Annotated in this window: 26 protein-coding genes and 2 tRNA genes; 17 read left to right on the top strand and 11 right to left on the bottom strand. The window is 64.2% G+C overall.

All coding sequences use genetic code 11. From position 1 onward, the window contains the following. Positions 1-5: 5 nt before the first annotated feature. Positions 6-425, bottom strand: a complete 420-nt coding sequence (locus tag AB0H22_RS09340) for a globin (protein ID WP_180751728.1) — start codon at positions 423-425, stop codon at positions 6-8. A 237-nt stretch (positions 426-662) separates the two neighbouring features. On the opposite strand from AB0H22_RS09340, the gene AB0H22_RS09335 reads away from it, so the two are divergent. From AB0H22_RS09335 to AB0H22_RS09320, 4 genes are all read left to right on the top strand, one after another. Continuing rightward, a complete protein-coding gene (locus tag AB0H22_RS09335; protein WP_358146700.1) occupies positions 663-1,214 on the top strand; it encodes an HNH endonuclease in 552 nt (183 codons plus the stop codon). Positions 1,215-1,269: 55 nt separating this feature from the next. Further along, positions 1,270-1,533 carry a hypothetical protein gene (locus AB0H22_RS09330; protein WP_180751729.1) on the top strand — a complete coding sequence of 88 codons (264 nt, stop codon included), beginning with the start codon at positions 1,270-1,272 and terminating at the stop codon, positions 1,531-1,533. Further along, positions 1,520-1,987, top strand: coding sequence for a DUF5130 domain-containing protein (locus tag AB0H22_RS09325; RefSeq protein ID WP_180751730.1), 468 nt, complete (start codon positions 1,520-1,522; stop codon positions 1,985-1,987). The genes AB0H22_RS09330 and AB0H22_RS09325 overlap by 14 nt, the downstream gene beginning before the upstream one ends. Before the next feature lie 104 nt (positions 1,988-2,091). Next, complete coding sequence (locus AB0H22_RS09320) at positions 2,092-2,934, top strand: hypothetical protein (RefSeq protein ID WP_358146417.1); 843 nt, start codon at positions 2,092-2,094, stop codon at positions 2,932-2,934. A gap of 75 nt (positions 2,935-3,009) precedes the next feature. On the opposite strand, the gene pepN is transcribed toward AB0H22_RS09320, so the two are convergent. After that, a complete protein-coding gene (pepN, locus tag AB0H22_RS09315; RefSeq protein ID WP_358146416.1) occupies positions 3,010-5,571 on the bottom strand; it encodes an aminopeptidase N in 2,562 nt (853 codons plus the stop codon). Between the two features lie 138 nt (positions 5,572-5,709). Here pepN and AB0H22_RS09310 point away from each other — a divergent pair, with 138 nt between their 5' ends. Continuing rightward, positions 5,710-6,327 (top strand): DsbA family protein, encoded by a 618-nt coding sequence (locus tag AB0H22_RS09310; protein WP_180751733.1) that lies wholly within the window; start codon positions 5,710-5,712, stop codon positions 6,325-6,327. 9 nt (positions 6,328-6,336) lie between these two features. Here AB0H22_RS09310 and AB0H22_RS09305 read toward each other — a convergent pair whose 3' ends face one another. Beyond that, entirely contained in the window at positions 6,337-7,293 is a 957-nt protein-coding gene (locus AB0H22_RS09305) for a M48 family metallopeptidase (protein WP_358146415.1), read from the bottom strand. A 60-nt stretch (positions 7,294-7,353) separates the two neighbouring features. Here AB0H22_RS09305 and AB0H22_RS09300 point away from each other — a divergent pair, with 60 nt between their 5' ends. From AB0H22_RS09300 to AB0H22_RS09290, 3 genes are all read left to right on the top strand, one after another. Further along, positions 7,354-7,833 (top strand): ribose-5-phosphate isomerase, encoded by a 480-nt coding sequence (locus AB0H22_RS09300; protein WP_180751735.1) that lies wholly within the window; start codon positions 7,354-7,356, stop codon positions 7,831-7,833. Between the two features lie 6 nt (positions 7,834-7,839). After that, positions 7,840-8,637, top strand: coding sequence for an Fpg/Nei family DNA glycosylase (locus AB0H22_RS09295; RefSeq protein WP_180751736.1), 798 nt, complete (start codon positions 7,840-7,842; stop codon positions 8,635-8,637). 82 nt (positions 8,638-8,719) lie between these two features. Continuing rightward, the gene (locus tag AB0H22_RS09290; RefSeq protein WP_180751737.1) at positions 8,720-9,379 is read left to right on the top strand and encodes a TetR/AcrR family transcriptional regulator; all 660 of its coding nucleotides are present in this window, start codon (positions 8,720-8,722) and stop codon (positions 9,377-9,379) included. On the opposite strand, the gene AB0H22_RS09285 is transcribed toward AB0H22_RS09290, so the two are convergent. Beyond that, complete coding sequence (locus AB0H22_RS09285; RefSeq protein ID WP_358146414.1) at positions 9,376-10,215, bottom strand: DUF1542 domain-containing protein; 840 nt, start codon at positions 10,213-10,215, stop codon at positions 9,376-9,378. The two genes, AB0H22_RS09290 and AB0H22_RS09285, sit on opposite strands and share 4 nt — an antisense overlap. 232 nt (positions 10,216-10,447) lie before the next feature. Then, positions 10,448-10,521 (bottom strand) — tRNA-Gly (locus AB0H22_RS09280). A 164-nt stretch (positions 10,522-10,685) separates the two neighbouring features. On the opposite strand from AB0H22_RS09280, the gene AB0H22_RS09275 reads away from it, so the two are divergent. The 7 genes from AB0H22_RS09275 (at position 10,686) to AB0H22_RS09245 (ending at position 16,264) form a co-directional block, all read left to right on the top strand. Then, positions 10,686-10,759: transfer RNA gene (locus AB0H22_RS09275), tRNA-Pro, on the top strand. Between the two features lie 66 nt (positions 10,760-10,825). Beyond that, entirely contained in the window at positions 10,826-12,199 is a 1,374-nt protein-coding gene (gene tig, locus AB0H22_RS09270) for a trigger factor (protein WP_358146413.1), read from the top strand. 131 nt (positions 12,200-12,330) lie between these two features. Next, complete coding sequence (locus AB0H22_RS09265) at positions 12,331-12,924, top strand: ATP-dependent Clp protease proteolytic subunit (RefSeq protein WP_180751740.1); 594 nt, start codon at positions 12,331-12,333, stop codon at positions 12,922-12,924. After that, a complete protein-coding gene (locus tag AB0H22_RS09260) occupies positions 12,921-13,577 on the top strand; it encodes an ATP-dependent Clp protease proteolytic subunit (RefSeq protein ID WP_078298432.1) in 657 nt (218 codons plus the stop codon). The genes AB0H22_RS09265 and AB0H22_RS09260 overlap by 4 nt, the downstream gene beginning before the upstream one ends. 217 nt (positions 13,578-13,794) lie before the next feature. After that, the gene (gene clpX, locus AB0H22_RS09255; protein WP_180751741.1) at positions 13,795-15,075 is read left to right on the top strand and encodes an ATP-dependent Clp protease ATP-binding subunit ClpX; all 1,281 of its coding nucleotides are present in this window, start codon (positions 13,795-13,797) and stop codon (positions 15,073-15,075) included. Positions 15,076-15,093: 18 nt separating this feature from the next. Then, positions 15,094-15,705: a maleylpyruvate isomerase family mycothiol-dependent enzyme gene (locus AB0H22_RS09250; RefSeq protein WP_180751912.1), complete on the top strand. Its 612-nt coding sequence runs from the start codon at positions 15,094-15,096 to the stop codon at positions 15,703-15,705. A gap of 19 nt (positions 15,706-15,724) precedes the next feature. Beyond that, positions 15,725-16,264 (top strand): GNAT family N-acetyltransferase, encoded by a 540-nt coding sequence (locus AB0H22_RS09245; RefSeq protein ID WP_180751742.1) that lies wholly within the window; start codon positions 15,725-15,727, stop codon positions 16,262-16,264. A 64-nt stretch (positions 16,265-16,328) separates the two neighbouring features. Here AB0H22_RS09245 and AB0H22_RS09240 read toward each other — a convergent pair whose 3' ends face one another. The 3 genes from AB0H22_RS09240 to AB0H22_RS09230 are packed head-to-tail and all read right to left on the bottom strand — an operon-like array spanning position 16,329 to position 18,881. Further along, positions 16,329-16,526, bottom strand: coding sequence for a hypothetical protein (locus tag AB0H22_RS09240; RefSeq protein WP_180751743.1), 198 nt, complete (start codon positions 16,524-16,526; stop codon positions 16,329-16,331). 10 nt (positions 16,527-16,536) lie between these two features. Continuing rightward, positions 16,537-17,694 carry an acyl-CoA desaturase gene (locus AB0H22_RS09235; protein WP_358146412.1) on the bottom strand — a complete coding sequence of 386 codons (1,158 nt, stop codon included), beginning with the start codon at positions 17,692-17,694 and terminating at the stop codon, positions 16,537-16,539. 29 nt (positions 17,695-17,723) lie between these two features. Continuing rightward, positions 17,724-18,881: a ferredoxin reductase gene (locus AB0H22_RS09230; protein ID WP_358146411.1), complete on the bottom strand. Its 1,158-nt coding sequence runs from the start codon at positions 18,879-18,881 to the stop codon at positions 17,724-17,726. 104 nt (positions 18,882-18,985) lie between these two features. Here AB0H22_RS09230 and AB0H22_RS09225 point away from each other — a divergent pair, with 104 nt between their 5' ends. After that, entirely contained in the window at positions 18,986-19,642 is a 657-nt protein-coding gene (locus AB0H22_RS09225; protein WP_358146699.1) for a TetR family transcriptional regulator, read from the top strand. A 12-nt stretch (positions 19,643-19,654) separates the two neighbouring features. Here AB0H22_RS09225 and AB0H22_RS09220 read toward each other — a convergent pair whose 3' ends face one another. After that, the gene (locus tag AB0H22_RS09220) at positions 19,655-19,816 is read right to left on the bottom strand and encodes a hypothetical protein (protein WP_180751746.1); all 162 of its coding nucleotides are present in this window, start codon (positions 19,814-19,816) and stop codon (positions 19,655-19,657) included. 72 nt (positions 19,817-19,888) lie between these two features. Here AB0H22_RS09220 and AB0H22_RS09215 point away from each other — a divergent pair, with 72 nt between their 5' ends. Continuing rightward, positions 19,889-20,569 (top strand): guanylate cyclase, encoded by a 681-nt coding sequence (locus tag AB0H22_RS09215; protein WP_180751914.1) that lies wholly within the window; start codon positions 19,889-19,891, stop codon positions 20,567-20,569. A gap of 4 nt (positions 20,570-20,573) precedes the next feature. Here the strand turns inward: AB0H22_RS09215 and fdhD are convergent, their stop codons facing one another. Then, positions 20,574-21,395 carry a formate dehydrogenase accessory sulfurtransferase FdhD gene (fdhD, locus tag AB0H22_RS09210; RefSeq protein WP_180751747.1) on the bottom strand — a complete coding sequence of 274 codons (822 nt, stop codon included), beginning with the start codon at positions 21,393-21,395 and terminating at the stop codon, positions 20,574-20,576. Next, complete coding sequence (locus AB0H22_RS09205; protein ID WP_358146410.1) at positions 21,388-23,745, bottom strand: FdhF/YdeP family oxidoreductase; 2,358 nt, start codon at positions 23,743-23,745, stop codon at positions 21,388-21,390. Before AB0H22_RS09205 ends, fdhD begins: the two co-directional genes overlap by 8 nt. Positions 23,746-23,882 lie beyond the last annotated feature (137 nt).

The following is a 23,882-nucleotide window of genomic DNA, read 5'->3' as shown; positions in this document are numbered from 1 at the left end:
ACGGATCAGAAAGGCGAATTGACCATCGACTGCGCCGCCATCTCCAGGTAGCTCCACAACTGGGCGCGATGGTCGTCGTCAAGGGTGTGCCGGTCGATCGAATCGACGGCGGTCCGCATGCATCGCAGCCACGCATCACGTTCGATGGGGCCGATCCGATATGGCGCGTGACGCATCCGCAGCCGTGGATGTCCGCGCTGGTCCGAGTAGGTGCGCGGCCCGCCCCAATACTGTTCGAGGAACATCCGGAGACGGTCCTCGGCGCCGGTCAGGTCCTCTTCTGGATAGAGGGGGCGTAGCACCTCGTCATCGGCCACGAGCTGGTAGAAGCGGGCCACGAGCGCGTGGAAAGTGGCGGCGCCACCGACGGCGTCGTAGAAGTTACTCGGCGTAGGCGCCGGGGAGAGCTCTGCCACGTAGGCCATTGTGCCGGTAGCTGCTTCGGGCGATCAGCCGGGTTGGTTACGGGATGTTCATTGGATTGACCTGCGGGCACGGCAGAAATTGTCGTGCGAAGACCGCGGAATCGTGGTGCACTGGTTGTAATGGCGCCACAGAAGAAGAGCCGTGGGCACCGGCGTAACAGTGCCAGCGCTGGGCCGACCCAGAACGGGTCGGTCCGAATACTGCACAGTGTCCCAGGGACGAGGGTCCCCGGGGCCATTCCCCCGCAGCAGTCCAACGACGCCGGTTCCCTATGGGGCCGGCGTCGCGTGTTATTGCTGAACTCCACATATGAGCCGCTCACCGCACTGCCGATGCGGCGCGCCGTCATCATGCTGCTGTGCGGTAAGGCCGATGTGGTGCACGACGACCCGGGTGCTCCCGTCATTCATTCCGCGACGACGTCGGTGGCGGTCCCGTCGGTGATCAGACTGAGGACCTTTGTGCGGGTGCCTTACCGGGCGCGGGTTCCGATGACGCGCGCGGCCCTGATGCATCGCGACCGGTTCCGCTGCGCGTACTGCGGCGGGCGGGCCGACACCATCGACCACGTGATCCCGCGCAGCAAGGGAGGCGCGCACTCGTGGGAGAACTGTGTGGCCTGCTGCTCCTCGTGTAATCACCGCAAGGCGGACCGGCTGCTGGCCGAGCTCGGCTGGGTGTTGCACACCACGCCGATGCCGCCCAAGGGGCAGCACTGGCGGCTGCTGTCGTCGGTCAAGGAACTCGACCCGGCCTGGGTGCGATACCTAGGCGAAGGTGCGGCATGACACCACGGATGAGCCGCTTGTGCGAACACCAGAGTGCTCGGATACGGTTTGCATCGTGAGCTTCCTCAACAGCCCCACATACATCGGGGCACCGGTCTGGGTGGTGTTGATTGCGCCAGTCTTCTTCGTGCTCGTCGGTCTGTGGACGATGCGCAAGAAGGGCCCGCACCCCGCGACATTCAACATGAACGACGGCTGGACGCACCCCCCGGTCCTGTGGGCAGCCGTCGACGAGAACGTTGGCAGTGGCCACGGCCACGGGCATGGCGATCACGCGAGCGCTGAGGCGATTGGAGGGTCCGCACGTGGCAAGTGGTGAAGTCACCAAGACTGCTCCCGTCGAATTACCGCGCGGATGGGTGCTGACGACAACCGGACGGATCTCGGGCGTTACAGAACCGGGCGCTCTCTCGGTCGATTACCCGTTTCCGAACTACGAGCTGGCGACCCTGGACGATGCCCTGACTTATGGCAGCCGCTCGTCGAAGGCGCGATTCGCGGTGTATATCGGCGACTTGGGGTCCGACACGACCTCCGGAGCGCGCGATGTGTTCCTCAAGGTGCCGACTCCGGACGAGTCCGTGCTGATTGCAGTCTCGCCCGACCAGCATGTCGTGGAGGTCGTCTACGGCGAGGCACTCAAGGGACGTGGCGCCGAGTCTGCCGCCGACCTTGGTGTCGCCGCAGCGGTGGCTTCCTTCAAGGAAGGCAACCTGCTCGACGGGATCATCAGCGCCGTTCGCGTGATGAGCGCGGCAATCGCGCGTCCATAAGTTCCTCTTTGCGCCGAATGTGAAACCTCGGCGGGATTTCGGTCCATTTCCCGCCATGGATTCACGCTCGGCGACTTGTCGGACCGTGAACGCAGACTGCGCACATGGGGGAACCATTCGTCGGTAGCGCGGTGGTGCGGTCCGGCGTCCTTACCCGTCATGCATTGCGGACGCGATATCGCGCGGTCTACCCGGATGTTTTCATCCGGCGGGATGAGGTGCTGACGGCGTCATCGCGAGCGAAGGCATGCTGGCTGTGGACCGATCGCCGCGGAGTTCTGGCGGGCCACTCTGCGTCGGCCTTGCATGGTGCAGGCTGGGTCGATCCCGCGCGCAACGCCGAGATCATTCACGACAATCGACACAGTCCGCCCGGCGTCGCCGTGTGGTCATCGGACATCTCGGACGACGAGATCTGCCTCATTGACGGCATGCGGGTCACCACACCTGCGCGCACGGCGCTCGACCTGGCGTGCCGGTACCCGACAGGCCACGCGGTGGCGTCCATCGATGCTTTGTGTCGGGCCACCGAACTCAAACCGTCTGAGGTGCTGGAGCTGGCGGAGCGGTACAAGGGCCGTCGCGCCATCCGACAGGTGAAGGCAGCCATCGATTTGGTGGATGCCGGTGCGCAGTCTCCTAAGGAGACCTGGCTCCGACTGCTGCTGATACGGGCCGGGCTACCCCGCCCAAGCACGCAGATCCTGGTGCACAACGGCGATTTCGTTCCGCTCGCCTATATCGACATGGGCTGGGAGGACGTCATGGTCGGTGTCGAGTACGACGGCGACCAGCACCGCAGCGACCGGCGGCAATACGTGAAGGACATCAAGCGCCTCGAGATGCTCGAAGGCCTGGGCTGGCTGATCGTCAGGGTGGTCGCCGAGGATCATCCCGACGACATCATCCGCCGAGTACACGAAGCGCTAGCCCTGCGCCGAGCGTGAAACGTGGGCGGGAAATGGGCCGAAATCCCGCCGTGGATTCACGCTCGGCGCAAAGGGGTTCGCAGAGAGGGGTTGCTACTGGGCGTCGAACTCGCGGGCCTTCAGCGACCTGACGATGCCTGCGCGGCCCTCAGACACCAGCCGGTAGAGCGATGCCGGGATCTCCTTGGCCAAGAAGCCGTCTGCCGACTCGACGGCCCGCTGCGAGATATCCCACGACGGGTACAGGCCGATCACCACGGTCTGAGCCACTTCGCTGGAACGCCGCGCCCACACCTCTTCGATGACATCGAAGTAGCGTCCCGCGAACGGGGCCAGCAGCTCGGCCTGTCCGGGCTGGACGATTCCCGCGATCACCGATCGTGCGGTGATGTTCGGCAGCGCGTCATCCTCGATGACCTGCTTCCACGCGGCCTGCTTGACCTCGGCGACCGGTCGAGCGGCCCGCGCCTGCGCGGCCTGACGCTTACCCGCCGCGGTCTGATCGCGCTCCAGCTCCGCGTCGATGAACACCGAAGCATCCGGCTCCAGGGCGCCGGATGCCGCCAGCGCGTTCACGATTCGCCACCGCAGGTCGGTATCCACCGTCAGGCCGGGCAGATCCAGTGAGGCCGGATCGGAGTCCAGTAGTGCCTGCAGCACCACGGTGTGCCCCGCCGACAGCACCGAGGTGGTGAACGCGTTGACGAACGCCAACTGATGATCCGAGCCCGCCTCGGCGGCACGGGCCAGCTCCAGTAACCGGTCGGCGAATGCCGGCCAACCGTGCTCTTTCGCCCATTCGGGTTCCGCGTACGAGTTCAACGCCGTCTGCGCCTGCACCAGGAGGCGTTGTGCCACACCGACTTCCGATTCGGCGTGCACACCGGAGGACACTAGGGCGACAAAGTCGCGCGCCCGTATCTCGGCCTCGCGGGTCATCTCCCAGGCGGCCGACCATGCCAGCGTGCGTGGCAGTGGCTCGGCGATATCGGCTACCCGCGATAGCACGGTCTGAAGCGAATCGTCGTCCAGTCGTAGGGAGCAGTACGTCAGGTCATCGTCGTTGACCAGGATCAGCTTGCCTCGGGAAATACCCTGCAGTGCGGGAACATCCGTCAACGGCCCCTCGACGTCCAGTTCCTCGCGGTGGACCCTGACCAGCTTGCCGTCCACATCGTCGTAGATCCCGACGGCCAACCGGTGCACCCGCGTTTCGCCGGCACCCGGCGCCGCGCCGGACTGCTTGACGGCGAACCGGGTGAACGTGCCCTCGTCGGAAACCTCGAAATCGGGCGAGAGGGTGTTCAACCCGGTCGTCTTGAGCCACTGCGTGCCCCAGTCGGACAGATCGCGTCCCGAGGCCTCCTCCAGAGCGCCCAACAGATCGTCGAATGTCGCATTGCCGAAGGCGTGCGCCGTGAAGTACGCGCGCAGACCCGACAGGAAGTTCTCCAAACCGACATATGCCACAAGCTGTTTGAGCACGCTGGCGCCCTTGGCGTAGGTAATGCCGTCGAAGTTCACCTCCACCGCAGCCAGGTCGGGGATATCGGCGGCCACCGGGTGGGTCGACGGCAGCTGGTCCTGGCGGTACGCCCACGACTTCTCGACATTGGCGAATGTGGTCCACGCCTCGGTGTACTCGGTGGCCTCCGCCTGGCATAGCACCGAGGCGAAGGTGGCGAAGGACTCGTTGAGCCACAGGTCATCCCACCAACGCATGGTGACCAGATCGCCGAACCACATATGTGCCATCTCGTGCAGCACGGTCTCGGCGCGGCGTTCGTAGGAGTACTTGGTGACCTTGCTGCGGAAGACGTAATCCTCCAGGAACGTCACCGCGCCGGCGTTCTCCATGGCACCCGCGTTGAACTCCGGGACGAAGAGTTGGTCGTACTTGCCGAAGGCATACGGGACGCCAAAGTTCTTGTGATAGAAGCCGAATCCCTGCTTGGTCTCGGTGAACAACCGATCGGCGTCCATGAACTCGGATAGCGAGGCGCGGCAGTAGATACCCAGATCGATGCTGCCGTGGTCATCGGAGTACTCATCGTTCCACCGCGCGTACGGGCCGGCGATCAGCGCCACCAGGTAGGTGCTCATCTTCGGAGTGGTGGCGAAGGTGTGTACACCGTCGGCCACGGACAGCGTCGCACCGTTGGAGATCACCTGCCAGTGCGCGGGCGCGGTCACCGTCACGTCGAAGGTCGCCTTGAGGTCGGGCTGGTCGAAGCTGGCGAACATCCGCTTGGCATCAGCGGTTTCGAACTGCGAGTAGAGGTACACCTCGTCGTCGACCGGATCGACGAAGCGGTGCAGGCCCTCGCCCGTGTGCGAGTACTCACAATCGGCCTCCACCACCACGGTGTTCGAAGCCAACAGCCCGGGCAGCGTGATGCCCTGCTCCTCGTCGTAAGAGCTGACGTCCACGTCGGCGCCGTTGAGCTCGACGCGCCGCACCGTGCGCGCAGCGATATCGATGACGGTCGACGCCCCCGGCTGCGCGGTGAAGGTCACGGTCGTCGACGAGTGGAAGGTCTCTTCGCTCGGACCGCCTTCGCCGTCGGTGAGGTCGAGGGTGATTGCGTAGTGCTGGACGTCGATCGCAGCGGCGCGGGCCGCGGCCTGGTCACGGGTGAGGTTGGGAAGTGCCACGTACCCAAGGTAGCCGGTAGCCGGCCGGGCGGGGCGGTGGGAGGGACCGTGTTCGTGCGCGACGGGAACAGGGCGGCAGGATTGGGAGTTGGGATGCACTAGGACCCTCCCGTCCAACTCACATTCGAAAGGCGCGCTATGTCTGCAGGCAAGAAGGACCTCGCCGAGTTCTGGTTCGATCCGCTGTGTCCGTGGTGCTGGATCACCTCGCGGTGGATTCTGGAGGTCCAGAAGGTTCGTGATATCGATGTGAAATTCCGCGTGATGAGCCTGGCCGTCCTCAACGAGGGACGCGACGATCTGCCGGAGCGCTATGTGGAACTGATGAAGAGTGCCTGGGGGCCCGTGCGCGTTGCCATCGCCGCCGAACAGGCCAAGGGCCCGGAGATCCTGGAGCCGCTGTACACGGCGCTGGGCACCCGGATCCACAACCAGGACAACAAAGACCTACCCGCCGTGATTGCCGAATCGCTGGCTGAGGTGGGTCTGCCCGCCGAGCTCGCGGAGGCCGCCGAATCCACCGACTACGACGAGGCGCTCCGCGTCAGCCACCACGCCGGCATGGACAAGGTGGGGCCCGATGTGGGCACCCCGACCATCCACGTCAACGGTGTGGCGTTCTTCGGCCCGGTGATCTCCAAGATCCCGCGCGGCGAAGAGGCGGGCAAGCTCTGGGATGCGTCGGTGATCTTTGCGTCGTACCCGTACTTCTTCGAGCTCAAGCGGACGCGCACCGAACCGCCGACCTTCGACTAGTAACGCGGCTTAATAACGCGGGGGTGGATTGTCGAACGTGTACCCCTGCTGAGGCGGTGCGTATCCGTACGGTATCGGGGGCGGTGCGGGGGGAAGCGGCGGCGGTACCGGTGGGATGGGAGTCGGCGGCAGCAACTTGGGTCGGAAGAACAACGACCCGGCCTGCTGCCGATTCCGCAACGCCGCCGCGCGCCAGGTGTGCACGGGATGGCTGGACAGCATGTTGACCAGCCATACGAAGAACCCGGTCTCCAGGGTGGCGCGGTTGGCCAGCGTGTCGAACTCGACTCGTTTGAGCAGGTACTTGCCGGCCGCCATTACCCCGATTGCGCCCTGAATCCCGGTGGGGCGCATGGCGTATCCGTGGTTGTCGGCGGTGTACTCCATAGACCGTGACAGCGACGTGCCGACAAACGGGACGAAGTTCATCGCGGTTTGAGCGAACTGGCGCCAATACGACGCATGCCCGGCGGCGATATGGCCGACCTCGTGGCCGATGATGAAGGCCAGTGCTTCCGGATCACGGGCCTCGCCGCCGATCTCGAAAAGGTCGCTGTAGATGACGACGAACCGGCGGAAGCCGTGCCCGCTCGCGAAGGCGTTGATCTGGCCGTTGCCCAGCACGACGTAGGCGTCGGGCACTTCGTGCAGGCCGAACCGCTGCGCCGCCTCGACCACCATCGCGAACCCCTCGGGGAACTGGGTGGGCGACATCTTCACGCCATTCACCCGCTGCTGCCCATAGAGGAGGCCGCGGCCCAGGTACAGCGTTAGGGGAGTAGCGGCCAGCGCGACGATGATGATGTTCAGCTGGACATGCTCGGGATCGGCGAGGAACCCGATGATGCTGAAGATCGCGACGACATACAGCAGCAGCGTGAACAGGATGACGACGACGAGCAACCCGATCTCCCACGGATGGCGACGCGGGGGATAGGTGTACTGGGGCAGTCCGACCGGGTACATGCGCGCCACGGTAACCGACCGAAGCGCAACCTGACACAACACGGCTGTCACAATTGGGACATGCGCGTCTATGTGGGAGCGGATCACGCCGGCTACGAGTTGAAGCAGAAGATCATCGAGCACCTTCGCGGCCGCGGCCACGAGCCGGTGGATTGCGGTGCCTACGAGGTGGACCCGCAGGATGATTACCCGGCGTTCTGTATCGACGCCGCCCGGCGCACCGTCGCCGACCCGGGCAGCCTCGGCATCGTGCTGGGGGGTTCGGGTAACGGTGAGCAGATCGCCGCCAACAAGGTCCCGGGTGCCCGCTGCGCGCTGGCGTGGAGCCTGGAGACAGCGGTGCTGGCCCGTGAGCACAACAACGCGCAGCTGATCGGGATCGGCGGGCGCATGCACACCGTGCCGGAGGCGCTTGCCATCGTGGACGCCTTCCTTGCGGCCACCTGGTCGGAGGAGCCGCGGCACCAGCGCCGCATCGACATCCTGGCCGAGTATGAGGCGACCCGCGTTGCGCCGCCGGTACCGGGCGCCAAGTCGTAAACGTCTGTGCCCGAAGGGCATACCCTGCACCGGCTGGCCCGGTTGCATCAGCGCCGGTTCGCGGGCTCACCGGTGGCGGTCAGCAGTCCGCAGGGACGGTTCACCGAAGGTGCGGCCGCAGTCAATGGACGCACCTTCGTCAAAGCGCATGCCTGGGGCAAGCATCTGTTTCACGACTACGGCTCGGCGGGGGTCGTGCACGTGCATTTGGGGTTGTACGGCACCTTCACCGAGCTGCCGGTACCGATGGGTGTACCTGTCGGTCAGGTGCGGATGCGCGTCGAAGGACATGAGTTCGGGACCGATCTACGTGGCGCGACCGCGTGTGAGCTGATCGGTCCTGAGCAGGTTGACGTGATCCTGGCGCGCCTCGGTCCCGACCCATTGCGTCCCCGATCCGACCCGGCAACGGCCTTCGAACGGATCGCAAAGTCGCACAGACCAATCGGCGCCTTGCTGATGGATCAGAAGATCATCGCCGGGGTTGGCAATGTCTATCGCAGCGAGGTGCTGTTCCGTCGTCGGATCGACCCCTACCGTCAGGGTCGTCGATTGGATCCGGAAGAGCTCAGTGCGCTCTGGGGCGATTTAGTCGACCGGATGCGCGTTGGGTTGCGGGTCGGCAAGATCGTCACCGTCGATGCCGAACACGATTGCGGAGAACCGTCATACGCGCGGGACCGTCCCCGCACCTATGTGTACCGACGCGCGGGATCGCCGTGTCGGGTGTGCGGCACACCCATCCTCACCGCGGAGTTGGAGGCGCGAAACCTGTTCTGGTGCCCCTCATGTCAAATGCGCTGATGTCACCGCAATGACACATCTGGTTGCTAGAGTGGGACGCCGGGTACCAAGTAGCTAGTGCGAACAACCGAGAGGCGGGTTAATGACGCGACCGGGCGCGCCGTTGGGAAAGCTCATGGCCCGCGCAGTTCGTGGATTGGGATCACACCCCGAACCCGATGACATCGAGGCGCGCTTGTTGGATGCCAGCATCGCGGTGCTTGCCGAACAGGGCACCCAGTCCGCCACCATCGACGAGGTGGCGCGCAGGGCAAAGGTGGGCCGCGCCACAGTGTTTCGGCGCTTCTCGAGCAAGGACCAACTTTTCGAGCGTGCCCTCGGTCGGGAGATGTACCGATTCCTGAGCGAGGTCCAACAACGCGCCGAGAACTTCGACGATGTCGCGGACCGCGTGGCCGAGACATTTGCGGTGTGCATTGAAATCACCGGCCATCCGTTGTTGCGCAACGCATCCGCTCGGGGGCGTGCGAGTTTCATCGACGCTATCGGTCAGGGATCGCCCTCGCCCAAGGATCTCGCGCGGGGCTACTTCGTGTCGAAGATCGACGAGCTACGTGCCGAGGGCCGGATTCCCCCCGGGGATTCGGAACGTCAGGCTGACGTGTTGATCCATATCGTGCTCGGATATCTCGTGTCACCCGAGTCTCCCGTTGATCTCGCCAATCCCATCGAGGTCAGGGCCCTTGCCCGCGAGACCTTCTCACCGATCCTGCTGGCGCCCAACGAGCCAAAGGTCGGCTAGAAGTCTCCGCCGCCGAAGTCGCCACCGAAATCGCCACCGCCATCCCAGCCGCCGCCTTGATCCCAGCCACCACCGCCGCCCTGGTCCCAGCCCGAGCCTTGATCGGCACCGCCCTGGTCCCAGCCGTTCTGATCTGCGCCACCACCCTCGTTCCCCGCGCCGAGTCCGGCGTCGTATCCGTCCGAATACCCTTGCCCGAAGCCGCTTTCGAACCCGGAGGCGCCATACCCGACTCCGTGCATACCGGAGAAGAGCGAGTTGAACAGCAGGGCCGAACCCACACCCCAAGCGCCGGCAACGAGAGCGGGCTTCCACCACGGCTCCGAGTACCAGCCGGCGGGAACCGGACGTCCGGCGACGGAGCCGCCGGGGTAGTAGTTGGGTGTCCGGCCGGACGGCTCTGGGGAGGCCTCGATCTCGCGGCCCTCGAAGTTGATCCGCCGATCCTCGCTGACCGAACCGGCTCTGCTCTGTCCGGTGGTCGAGGGGAGTTCCGGCCCGGGATCCATACCCATGGCAACCCGAGCCGCGCGGACGTAATAAAGTCCCTCGATGGCGCTCTCCTTGGCCAGCGTCGCCTGCGCGGCGGTCCTGGACTGCTCAATGGCCGAGGACGCGGCGGTGTAGCGCTCGGAGGCATCCGCGAGAGCTTGTTTCGAGGCATCATCGGTACCGGAAAGCCCCAGCACCTGGCCGCCGAGACGCTCGGTGAGGCGGCGCGCGTCGGCCTTGGCATCCTCGAGCTGCTCGCCGCGACGGCGGCTCGATCCCTGCGTGTAGATGATCGCGCCGCCGACGATCACGCCAACGAGAAGTAGGCCCAGGATGATTTCCATGGGAACCACCGTACTGGTGTTTGACTACTCGACTTCAGCCTCGACGAGGCCGAATGGTGACGCCGTCGGGACGACCCGGGTCATTTGGAAACCGGCCCGCTTGAGGAAGGGCCTGGTACTCCCGGCAGTGCGTTCGCACGCTCCCAGCGTGAGCAGCATCTCCATATCGGTCCACTTGCCGCCCCGCCTACCCAAACATCCGTGCGGCGGGACGCGGCCCTGTACTGACTGGTGGAGCGGGCGACGGGAATCGAACCCGCGTAGCTAGTTTGGAAGACTAGGGCTCTACCATTGAGCTACGCCCGCGCGCTTACGGGTTGCCCCGCTTGCGTTGACGAATGTACAGCGCCGGGGCGGATCAAATCCAATTTAAGGGCCGAGGCCACGTCATGCGATGAGCCGCGTGCGCGAAGAGCATGTGGAACGCCGTAGGATCGCTTGGTCAAACGCCCAGCCGCGGATTGGTTGGACGGGGTGTAGCGCAGCTTGGTAGCGCATCCGCTTTGGGAGCGGAGGGTCGCAGGTTCAAATCCTGTCACCCCGACAGCACGACAGCACGAAGAACTGCAGGTCACGACGATCTGCCGCGAACTATAAAGGAGCACTGCACGTGAAGAGCACCGTCGAAAAGCTGAGCCCGACCCGGGTTCGCATCAACGTCGAGGTTCCCTTCGCAGAGCTTGAACCAGATTTCTCCAAGGCCTACCAGGAGCTGGCCCAGCAGGTGCGCCTGCCCGGTTTCCGCCCCGGCAAGGCTCCGGCCAAGCTGCTCGAGGCCCGCGTTGGCCGCGCCGCCGTGCTGGAACAGGTCGTCAATTCGGCCCTGCCGACCCGGTACAGCGAGGCCGTCACCGCCTCCGATGTGAAGCCGCTCGGTCAACCGGAGATCGAGGTCACCAAGATCGAGGACGGCGAGGAGCTGACCTTCACCGCCGAGGTCGACGTGCGTCCCGAGATCGAGCTGCCCGACCTGAGCACCGTGACGGTCACCGTCGAGCCGGTCACCGTCGAGGACTCCGAGGTGGAGACCGAGCTGGACGCGCTGCGTGCGCGGTTCGGAACCCTCAAGGGCGTCGAGCGCGCCGCCGCGGACGGTGACTTCGTGTCGATCGACCTGTCGGCCACGGTCGATGGCAAGGACGTCGAGGAAGCCGCGACCTCCGGGCTGTCCCACGAGATCGGTTCCGGGCAGCTGATCGACGGCCTGGACGAGGCCATCATCGGCCTGAAGGCTGGCGAAGAGAAGGTGTTCAACACCACGCTGGCCGCCGGTGAGTTCGCTGGGCAGGACGCTGAGGTCACCGTCAAGGTCGGGTCCATCAAGGAACGCGAGCTTCCCGCCGCCGACGACGATTTCGCCCAGCTGGCAAGTGAATTCGACACCATCGGCGAGCTCAAGGAGAGCCTCACCGAGCAGGTGAAGGGCCGCAAGCGCATCGCGCAGGCCGATGAGATCCGCAACGAGACCATCACCACGCTGCTCGACACCATCGAGATTCCGGTACCCGAGAAGATCCTCGAGGAGCAGATCGGGAACAGCCTGCACGAGGCCGTTCACGGACTGGACCACAACGAGGACAAGCTCAACGAACTGCTCGAGGAGCAGGGCACCACGCGCGAGGAGTTCGACAAGGACCTGCGTGAGTCCGCGACCAAGTCCATCAAGACCGAGCTGCTGCTCGACGTGATCGCCGACAAGTTCGATATCAACGTCGACCAGCAGGACCTCACCGAACGTCTCGTGCTCATGTCGCGCCAGTACGGCATTGAGCCGCAGCAGCTGGTTCAGTACCTCACCCAGCAGCAGCAGCTGCCTGGGCTGTACGTCGACGTGCGCCGCGGCAAGGCGATCGCGGAGGTCATTCGTCAGGCCAAGGTGACCGATTCCACCGGTGCCGATGTTGACGTCGAAGCCGTGCTGGGACCGCGTCGCGAGGCCCTGGCGGATGCTGACGGCGCCGATGATGCGGAAGACACCAAATAACGCTCTGAGCGAACTCGCCCGTGGTGGGGAGTGCACGACCGCCGATGTTGGTTAATGTCGGCAGTACACGGAATTGGTTCCAAAGCGATATCCCGAAGAGCTAGACGAAGGCAGGTTGCACAGTGACTGAAATGCGTTCGGCGACAGCCGGGCTCAACCTCATCGACTCGGTGTATGAGCGCCTGCTCTCCGAGCGCATCATTTTCCTGGGCCAGCAGGTGGACGACGACATCGCCAACCGGCTTTGCGCGCAGATCCTGCTGCTGACGGCAGAGGATCCCACTAAGGACATCCACCTCTACATCAACTCGCCGGGTGGCTCGATCAGCGCCGGTATGGCGATCTTCGACACCATGCAGCTCTCTGAATGCGATGTCGCCACCTACGCGATGGGCATGGCGGCCTCCATGGGCGAGTTCCTGCTGGCGGCCGGCGCCAAGGGCAAGCGGCATGCCCTGCAGCACGCCCGCATCCTCATGCACCAGCCGCTTGGTGGCGTGACCGGCAGCGCGTCCGATATCGCCATCCAGGCCGAGCAGTTCCAGGTCATCAAGAAGGAAATGTTCCGCCTCAACGCCGAGTTCACCGGCAAGAGTGTCGAGCAGATCGAGACCGATTCGGACCGCGACCGCTGGTTCACCGCGCCGGAGGCACTCGAATACGGCTTCGTCGACCAGATCATCACCCGCGCAAACCTGAACGGCAGCAAGGGAGCTTCAAAGTGATCAGCAAGCACCTCAACCCAGAACTGGCGCCGCAAGCCCGGTACATCCTGCCCTCGTTCATCGAGCACTCGAGCTTCGGTGTCAAAGAGTCCAACCCGTACAACAAGCTGTTCGAGGAGCGCATCATCTTCCTCGGCGTGCAGGTGGACGACGCCTCGGCCAACGACATCATGGCCCAGCTGCTGGTGCTGGAATCGCTGGATCCCGATCGCGAGATCACCATGTACATCAACTCCCCGGGTGGCTCGTTCACCTCGTTGATGGCGATCTACGACACCATGCAGTACGTCCGCTCCGATATCCGCACGGTGGTACTGGGCCAGGCCGCATCGGCCGCTGCGGTGCTGCTCGCCGCGGGAACCCCCGGTAAGCGGATGGCGCTGCCCAACGCCCGCGTGCTCATTCACCAGCCGTCACTGTCGGGAGTTATCCAGGGCCAGTTCACCGATCTGGAGATCCAGGCCAAAGAGATCGAGCGCATGCGGGTGCTGCAGGAGACCACTCTGTCCCGGCATACGGGTAAGGCCGAAGAAGTCATCCGCAAGGACACCGACCGCGACAAGATCTTCACGGCCGAAGAGGCCAAGGAGTACGGGATCATCGACGTCGTCCTGGAGTACCGCAAGCTCTCGGCGACCAGCGCCGCTTCGTAACGGTTGCGACACACCGGTCTCGGTCGCGCGTCATCGGGTGCCGCGGTCGGTGTGAGGCGATATGTTCTCCAGCACGGCGGGCGTAAATGCCGTCGGTGCTATTCGGTTTATCGGTCGCGGGGTGTCCGGTGTAGCGGGTAGCGTCGGGACGAACAGGTCAGAGGACGTGCTGACACCACGATCCACCACCGCGTGACAGGAAGTAGGACTGGCCACCATGGCACGTATTGGAGACGGCGGCGACCTGCTGAAATGCTCGTTCTGCGGAAAGAGCCAGAAGCAGGTCAAGAAGCTCATTGCCGGCCCCGGCGTGTACATCTGCGATGAATGCATCGACCTCTGCAACGAGATCATCGAAGAGGAATTGGCCGACGCCGACGACGTCAAGCTCGATGAGCTGCCCAAGCCCGTCGAGATCCGTGACTTCCTGGAGAACTACGTCATCGGCCAGGACAATGCGAAGAAGACGCTGGCCGTCGCCGTCTACAACCACTACAAGCGCATCCAGGCCGGAGACAAGGCCCGTGACGCCCGCGGCGAGACCGTTGAGCTGGCCAAATCCAATATCTTGATGCTGGGCCCCACCGGCTGCGGTAAGACCTACCTGGCGCAGACGCTGGCCAAGATGCTCAACGTGCCCTTCGCGATCGCCGACGCCACCGCCCTCACCGAGGCCGGATATGTGGGCGAGGACGTCGAGAACATTCTCCTCAAGCTGATTCAGGCGGCCGACTACGACGTGAAGCGCGCCGAGACCGGAATCATTTACATCGACGAGGTCGACAAGATCGCCCGCAAGAGCGAGAACCCGTCGATCACGCGTGATGTGTCCGGCGAGGGTGTGCAGCAGGCGCTGCTGAAGATCCTGGAAGGTACTCAGGCCTCGGTGCCCCCGCAGGGCGGCCGTAAGCACCCGCACCAGGAGTTCATCCAAATCGACACCACGAACGTGCTGTTCATCGTGGCCGGTGCCTTCGCGGGCCTGGAGAAGATCGTGGCAGACCGTGTCGGCAAGCGCGGCCTGGGCTTCGGTGCCGAGGTCAAGTCGAAGGCCGATATCGACACCGCCGACCACTTCGCCGACGTCATGCCGGAGGATCTGATCAAATTCGGGCTCATCCCCGAGTTCATTGGCCGTCTGCCGATTGTCGCCTCGGTGACCAACCTCGACCGCGAATCGCTCATCACGATCCTGTCCGAGCCGAAGAATGCGTTGGTCAAGCAGTACACCCGCCTCTTCGAAATGGACGGCGTCGAGCTGGAATTCGAGCAGGATGCGCTTGAGGCCATTGCCGATCAGGCCATCCACCGTGGCACCGGTGCCCGCGGGCTCCGCGCCATCATGGAGGAAGTGCTGCAGCCAGTGATGTACGACATCCCGAGCCGCGACGATGTCGCCAAGGTTGTGGTGACTGGGGAGACCGTCATCGACAACGTGCTGCCGACCATCGTGCCGCGTAAGCCCTCGCGCACTGAGCGGCGCGACAAGTCTGCATAGCTCGTCGTCATGAGCGCCATGCAGTTGGCGCGGGCAGAGCGTATCGATCTCGCGAAGTTTTTGGCAGCGCTAGCCCCTGAGCAGTGGGATGCACAGACCCTCTGCACCAAATGGCGGGTGCGTGACGTGGTCACGCACCTGATCGGTTACGAAGAGCTCAGCTACGCCGAGTTCTTTCCCCGCGTTGTCAAGGGTGGCTGCAACCCGAACCGGATCAATGCCAACCGCCTCGCCGAGCTCGCCGATAGGACCCCCGCGCAACTGTTGGAGATGGTCCGCGCCTCGGAAACTCCGCGCTCACTCACATCGGGATTCGGGGGTCGGATTGCGTTGCTGGACGGCATAGTCCACCAACAAGACATCCGCCGTCCGCTGGGCATCCCGCGCATCATCCCGCAAGAGCGGCTGGTCCCGGCACTGGATTTCGCGAGATGGGCCCCTCCGGTTCGTGGCGCGCTGCGGGCTAGGGGGGTCCGTCTGGTGGCCACCGACATCGACTGGTCGCGCGGTAGCGGGCCCGAGGTCACCGGTCCCGCGGAAGCGCTGCTGATGGCGATGGCCGCACGCCCACACGCACTCACAGACCTGGAAGGCCCGGGTAAATCAACCCTGGCACAACACATTTCATAGATGTCCGTATGCTGGATATATGTCCGCGGAGTTCCTGAGCCAGCCCACTCTCGAGGGTCCCACGTTGACCCTGCGTCCGTTGGAAGCGGACGACCTTGAGCCGCTGTACCTCGCCGCCAGTGATCCGCTGATCTGGGAGCAACACCCGAGCCCGGACCGCCACGAGCGGGCTATCTTCGAGCGGTGGTTCGCCGAGGCTCTTGCCGCGAAATCGCTTGTCATCATCGACCATTCGACGGGGGAGATGATCGGGTCCTCCCGGTTCTACGAATGGGATCCGGAGACGCGCGAGGTCGCGATCGGGTATACCTTCATCACCCGCGAGTACTGGGGTGGCACCGTCAACGCCGAGCTCAAGACGCTCATGCTGGATTACGCCTTCATCAACGCGGACCTGGTGTGGTTCCACGTGGGTGCCACCAATGTGCGGTCGCAGCGGGCGCTGGCCAAGATCGGAGCCCAGGAGCATCACCGCCAGAAGCGCGAGATCAACGGCGCACTGGAGAACTACGTGTACTTCACCATCACCGCGACCGACTGGCGAGAAGCCTCCGACTGACGTGACTCCGCGCTGAGGGCGGACATTTCGCGGTGCTGGCCGGCCTCAGCGCAGAGTCAACGTATTACGTTTCTTCCTGGTCGCGCTCGGCTGTTTTCGCAGCCTCGCGCATCTCGAAGGCGTCGGTGGCGATCTCACCGATCTGCCTGGTGACATCCACCACCGCATTGGTGATGATCTTGGCGATCTCGCCCACGTGCTCGGCGGTCGACGACACGACTTCCTGTGCCAGGTCCTTGTTGCGTTCGAACTTGCTCACCACGCCACCTAACTTACGCGTCGACCAGCTCGCCGCGCTCGTCAACTACGACGATCTCGGGCCGCTTCTCTCGATCGATATGCACGACGAGCTCCGGCTCGCCGCCGAACCAGCCGTTGGGCAGCGATAGACGCGCGATCTTCTTCCACGTCGAGGAGATCTGTTGGAAGAAGCCGCCGGAGTTGTACGGCAGTCCGTACTTCTGGCACAGCTCCCGGACCTCGGGTGCCATCTCTGGGTAGCGGTTGGCGGGTAGGTCGGGGAACAGGTGGTGTTCGATCTGGTGCGACAGGTTGCCGCTCATGATGTGGAACAGTCTGCTGCCCTCAATGTTCGCAGAGCCGAGCAGCTGGCGGACATACCACTCGCCGCGCGTTTCGTTCGCGGTCTCCTCCTTGCTGAATGTCTGCACACCGGAGGGAAAGTGTCCGCAGAAGATGATCGAGAACGTCCAGATATTGCGTATCAGGTTGGCGGACGCATTACCGAGGAAGGTGATCGGGAACAGCGGCCCGGTCAGCGCCGGATAGATCACGTAATCCTTGAGGACCTGCTTTCCTGCCTTCCTCCACATGCCCTTGACGAGTGTCTTGACGTCGTACCACTTGCGCTTGCCTTTGAGGATGTTCTCGACCTCCAGGTCATGCACCATGACGCCCCACTCGAACAGCAGCATCAGGGCCGTCGCCCAGGCGATGTTCCCCAGGTAGTACGGGTTCCACTTCTGCTCGGGCACCATCCGCAGGATGCCGTAACCGATATCGCGATCCATATCGACGACATTGGTGAAGGTGTGGTGCAAGTAATTGTGCGAATGCCGCCACTGATCGGCGGGGCACACCGTGTCCCACTCGAATTCCCTTGAATTGAGCCCCTTTTCGCGCATCCAGTCGTACTGGCCGTGCATGACGTTGTGCCCGATCTCCATGTTGTCGAGGATCTTCGAAACAGAAAGAGCGCCCACCGCCGCGAGCCAGACCGGCGGGATGAACCCGAGGTACATCAGGCCGCGTCCGGCGAGCTCGCAGCCGCGCTGGGTCTTGATGATGGAGTAGATGTACTCGCGGTCGCGGTCGCCCAAATCGGCAACGACGCGGGAGCGCAGCGCGTCGAACTCCTTGCCGAGCGCCTCGACATCTGCTGCGTTGATGGTGATTTCGTTGCTTGTCATCTCGCTGCCTTCCTGGTGGGTAGCCGGGTTTAGAGTTTGATGTCGACGTCACCGACGGGGGCGGTGATGCAGAGCTGGATGTGTTGATCGGGGTCGTCGTTCTCGTCGCCAGTACGCAGGTTCCGGGTGCACCCGGACGTCTTCACCGCCGAACAGGCGAAGCAGATACCCATCCGGCAGCCGAACTCGGGTTGCAGACCGGCCGCTTCGGCCTGTTCGAGGATGGGCCGTCCGTCGTTTTCGGCGGTGACTGTGCCCTTGTCGGATGTGGCGAATCGCAGCACACCCCCGGCCTCGGCGGTGGTGCTCGACGTGGTGAGGGTGAATTCTTCGGTGTGCAGACGGTCGGAGATTCCGCGTTCCGCATACAGCGCGCCGACTGCCTCGTGCAGAGACGGCGGGCCACACAGGAATGTCTGGGTGTCGGCATGCGCAGGGGCCTGGTCTTCGCGCAAGCTGGGGGTACCTCCCGCTTGCGGGGGACTCATCCATGGCGCGACTGCGTCAAGCTGCTCAGGGCCGAAGTATTGGCCGCCTGCGCGGGTGTACTCGGTGTGCACCGTGACCGAGGGCAGCTCGGCCAGCTCGGCCAGCTCGCGGGCGTACGGGTTCTCCGCGGCGCTCGGAGCGTAGTAGAGGATTGTCAGGGTTCCCGGATACCCATTTCCTACAAGGCTTCGTGCCATTGAGATAACAGGTGTAATCCCACTACCGCCCGCGATGAGTAGGGTCCGCGAGGGTCGCGGGTCCGGCAGGGTGAAGCTGCCTGTGGCCGGGGTGATGCTGTACACATCACCGACCGCGGCGTGCTTGTACAGATAGTTCGAGACCAAGCCTTCGGGTCGTCGGGCGATGGTCAGCTCGATGATTTCCCGGGCGTCGTCGGCGCACGAGGGCGAGAAGCATCGGACATGCCGCACACCGTCGATGACGACGCCCAATTGGACGAACTGACCTGCTCGAAAGCCTTTGAACTGGCGGGTTGTGCGCAGGGTCAAGGTCACCGATCGAGTAGTGCGGCGCTGGACGCGAACGACGCGGGCGCGGGCCTCTTCCCAGGTGATCATCGGGTCGACGAGTTCGAGGTAGCGGTCGACGGCGTGTGGGGTGAGCGCGGCTGACAGTAGCCGGCCCAATGAGGACTCGGGAGTCAGGATGCGCCGGGTGGCTTTAGTTAGAAATGTCATTCGAACTGCCTCCATTAGGTTAACGAATGTACACTGAAATTGTGAACCAAGAGACCCCCACTCAGTCAAGCCGCAATCACCGTGTCGGCCATCACAGCGATAAAGTGGCCGCCATGACCAGTCGTCGTGAGCGGGGACCGCATTCGGGTGGTTCCGCGCGGCGTGAATCGGTCCGGGGTGAGCAGAAGTTGCGCACCAGGACGTCACTGATCGAGGCCGCTCTTGATCTCTCCCGTACCCAGTCTTTCTCGGGCCTGAGCCTGCGCGATGTGGCGCGTGGAGCCGGGATCTCGCCGACGGCGTTCTACCGCCACTTCTCGTCACTCGACGAGCTGGGTGTGGCCCTGGCCGAGGAGGGGATGAGGAGCGCGCGGGGCATAGCGCGCGAGATCCGCCGTGGCGAGCCCAAGACACTGAGCGAGGCGATGGGAATCCTGACAGAGCAGGTGCGGCAGAGTCCCGATCAGTTGCGGTTCGTCGTGACCGAGCGATACACCGCGCCCACCGAGGTGCGGCGTGCGGTGAACATCGAGATGCGGCTGCTGGCGGGGGAGCTGGCGATCGACCTGGCTCGACGCGATCAGATGCGGATGTGGGATTCCGCCGACCTGACGACGGCGGCGAATCTCATTCTGTCGATCGCCGCGAATGCGGTCGCGGAGTTGGTACAGCCAGATGCCGACACCGATGAGGTGGTCAGTACCGCGACTAGCTCGTTGAGGATGGCCTTCGTCGGCCTGCAGAACTGGAAGTCCAGCTAGTTCGAGGCCTCGCTAGTCGCGACGCTCCGATTCGCCGAGTCGCTGATGCAGCCGGTCGCGGATCTCGTCCACGGTGTACGCCTTGCGTCTGCGTTGATCGCGGGCGACCAGTACGCCCCCTGCCGCCACCCCGACGGCCCCGGCGAGCCCGAGCCACTTCCACATGTTGGCCATCGGTCCAGGCTACGGTGCGGAGATGATCGAGAAGGCGACAGGATGAGCCGCTTGCGCGAAGACAATCGGTCCGTGTCGATTGAGCAGGCGCTCGATGCGACACGGACCGGCGACATTTGGGTGTTCCGCGGACGGTCGGGTCCCGATCGTCTTATCCAGACGTTGTCGAACAGCCCGGTCAATCATGTTGGCATGACGTTGGCGATCGACGACCTGCCGCCGCTCATGTGGCACGCCGAGCTCGGCAACAAACTCACCGATGTGTGGACCGGCGATAATCACCGAGGAGTGCAGCTGCACGATGCGCGCGCGGCGATCGAGCGATGGGTACACGTGTACGGGCAGCGGTGCTGGCTTCGGCAGCTGAGCCCGCGGCTGAGTCGCGAGCAGGAGGACGCCGCGCTGCGCGTCGTCGCCCGGATGGACGGGACGCCCTTTCCGGCCACCGCGCGGTTGACGGGCCGCTGGATGAGAGGCCGATTTCCGACCGTCAGCGATTGGACACGCGGAATCCCGTTCGTGCACAAGAAGGTTCGCGAGGTGGCCGAGCGCGACAAGGTGGAACACCGCCAGGCCGGGTTGGAGACGGCGTTCTGTGCAGAGACGGTGGCGATCAGCTATGAGGAGATGGGACTGCTCCTCACCGAGAAGCGGTCGAACTACTTCGACCCGGGATCGTTCTGGAGCGGCGACGGCTTGCCGTTGGCGCCGGGCTACTCACTGGGTAGGGAGATCGCCGTCGAGGTGCCGTGAGGCGCTAACGGATGCGGTCTGCCCGGGTGTAGACATTCATGCTGTCCTCTCGCAGGAATGCAACGAGCGTCATCCCCGACTGGGCCGCCAGATCGACGGCCAGCGAGGACGGCGCCGACACCGCGGCCAGGATCGGAATCCCTGCCATGGTGGCCTTCTGGGCGAGCTCGAAGGAGGCCCTTCCGCTCACCAGTAGCACCGTTCCGGTCAGTGGCAGCCTGTCGTTCTCCAGTGCCCACCCGATGACCTTGTCCACCGCGTTATGCCGGCCGATATCCTCGCGCACTGCCAGCATGGTGCCGTCGATGGTGAACAGTGCCGCGGCATGCAAGCCGCCCGTCGTCGCGAAAACCTTTTGTGCCGAACGAAGTTTGTCGGGCAGGCCAACCAGTGTGTGCGACTCGATCGTGGACGGGTCGTCACCGGGGGAGAAGCGGCTGATTGTGCGTACCGCTTCCAAGGAGCCTTTGCCGCAGACACCGCAGGAGGAGGTGGTGTAGAAGTTCCTCGTCACCGCCGGGTCCGGTGCGGGAACTCCGGGGGCCAAGGTGGCATCCAGGACGTTGTAGGTGTTCAGACCGTCGGGTCCTTCGCCCTGGCAGTAGCGCACGGTCAACAGATCTTCGCGGCCGGCGATGACCCCTTCGGTGAGCAGGAACCCTTGGGTGAGTTCGACATCCGATCCGGGGGTGCGCATTGTGACGGCCACCGCCTGCCCGTTCACCCGAATCTCCAGGGGCTCCTCGACGACCAGTGTCTCGCTGCGGTCGTTGTGTTCGACACCCTCGATGCGCCGAATGCGCCGTCTGTCGGTGACCCTACCCACGGGCTTCCAGCCGGATCACGACCGCCTTGGACACCGGGGTGTTGGAACGCTCTGCGACGTGATCAAGGGGCACAAGCGGATTGGTTTCGGGATAGTAGGCGGCCGCGTTACCCCGGGGCGTGGAATACGGCACCACCAGGAAGTCCTCGGCCCGCCGCTCCTCGAGTGTTCCGTCGGCGCCGGTGTATTCGGAGACAAGATCCACCCGCGCGCTCTCGGATAACCCAAATGCCACCAGGTCTTCTGGGTTTACGAAGACCACTCGGCGGCCGCCCTTGACGCCGCGGTATCGGTCGTCCAGGCCGTAGATGGTGGTGTTGTACTGGTCGTGGCTGCGCAGCGTCTGCAAGACCAGCCGGCCATCGGGGATCTGCACCCATTCCAGCGGTGCCACCGAGAAGTTGGCCTTGCCTGTGTGGGTGGGGAATTGGCGATCGTCACGTGGCGGATGCGGCAGACCGAACCCGTCTGGTTGGCGGACCTTGGTGTTGTAGTCAGTGCATCCGGGCACTACTCGTGAGATGGCATCGCGGACGGTGTCGTAGTCCTCGATGAACCTCTCCCACGGCACCGGATGCGTTGGGCCCAGGGCGGCGCGTGCCATCTGGCAGACGATGGCCACCTCGCTGCGCAGCTCCGTGCTGGGCGGGTGCAGACTGCCGCGCGACAGGTGCACCATGGACATCGAATCTTCCACGGAAACAAGTTGCTTTCCCGATTTCTGGATATCGCGGTCGGTGCGCCCGAGGGTGGGCAGGATAAGTGCAGTGCGACCGTTCACCAGGTGGCTGCGATTGAGCTTGGTGGAGATCTGCACCGTCAGTGCGCAATTGCGTAGCGCGGCCTCCGTAACGGCGGTGTCAGGGGTGGCGGAGGCGAAATTGCCGCCCATGCCGATGAAGACCGAGACCTTGCCGTCCCGCATGGCCCGGATCGCGTCGACGGTGTCGAGCCCGTGCTTGCGCGGGGTGGTGATGCCGAACTCGGAATCCAATGCGGCCAGGAATGATTCGGGCATCTTCTCCCAGATGCCCATGGTGCGGTCACCCTGGACGTTCGAGTGACCACGCACGGGGCACACTCCGGCACCCGGCTTGCCGATCATGCCGCGCATCAGCAGCAGGTTCGTCGCTTCGCCGATGGTGGCAACCGCATGCCGGTGCTGGGTGAGGCCCATCGCCCAGCAGAAGATGGTGCGCTTTGACTCGGCAAGCAGGTTCGCCACGGTACGCAGCTGGGACATCTCGATTCCCGTTGCCTGCGAGACGGTTTCCCAGTCGACCGTCCGGGTTTGCGCGGCCCATTCCTCGTATCCCGCGCAATGCTCCTCGATGAACTGCCGGTCGACGACGCTCCCCGGGTTGGCGTCTTCGGCTTCCAGGAGCAGCCTGCCCAGGCCGGCGAAGAGCGCCATATCGCCGCCGAGGCGGATCTGCAGGAACTCGTCGGCGATCGCCACGCCGTGGCCGACAACGCCGTTGACCTTTTGCGGGTCCTTGAACCGAAGCAGCCCGGCCTCCGGGAGTGGATTTACGGCAATAATCTTGGCGCCGTTGGCTTTCGCCTTCTCCAGCACCGACAGCATGCGGGGATGATTGGTGCCGGGATTTTGGCCGGCGATGAGGATGACGTCGGCGTGCTCGATATCCGGTACGGATACCGAACCCTTTCCGATTCCGATCGAGTCCGTCAGTGCGGTACCCGAGGACTCGTGGCACATGTTGGAGCAGTCGGGCAGGTTGTTGGTGCCCAGGCTGCGGACCATCAGCTGGTAGCAGAATGCTGCCTCGTTACTGGTGCGCCCCGAGGTGTAGAACGCCAGGCGGTCTGGGTCGGCAGCGGCGTTGATCTCACTGGCGATGAGCCGGTAGGCGTCGTCCCAGTCGATCGGCCGGTAGTGCGATTCGCCCGTGTGCAGCACCATCGGGTGGGTGAGGCGACCTTGCTGGCTGAGCCAGTATTCGGGTAACTCACGGAGTTCGTCTACGGAGTGCTGGGCGAAGAACTCCGGGGTGACCGTGCGCTTAGTTGCCTCTTCGGCCACCGCTTTGGCCCCGTTCTCGCAGAACTCGGCGAGTTTGCGGTGACCCGGAGTTTCGGGCCAGGCGCAGCCGGGGCAGTCGAAGCCGTGGCGTTGATTCAGCTTGGTCAGTGTCGCGACGGTGCGTAGCGGACCCATTTGTTCGATGGCGCGTTGCAGTGAAACTCCCACCGCGGTCATTCCTGCGGCGACGTCCTTCGCCCCGGTGACGGCGATATGGGGTTCGCCGCCTTCACCCGACTCAGGCGCGCTGCCGTGGCCAAAGCCGTCACCAACCGTCGGTATCCGGTGCCCGGTCATGATTCTCATTCTGGACCTGTCGGCCGGTCTCGGCGCCACAACCCCCTGATAGTCGTCGCGGAGCGATGGCGCCAACGGGCAACCAAGCAGATGCTTGGCTGATCCTTGTGATTTGCCTCACGTCTACTGGCGGGTAGTGAGGCAAC

This window comes from Mycobacterium sp. NPDC050853, from assembly GCF_040653875.1.
Lineage (GTDB): Bacteria > Actinomycetota > Actinomycetes > Mycobacteriales > Mycobacteriaceae > Mycobacterium.
Note: the sequence above shows the minus strand (reverse complement) of the source record. Positions and strands in the feature narration are given on the sequence as shown.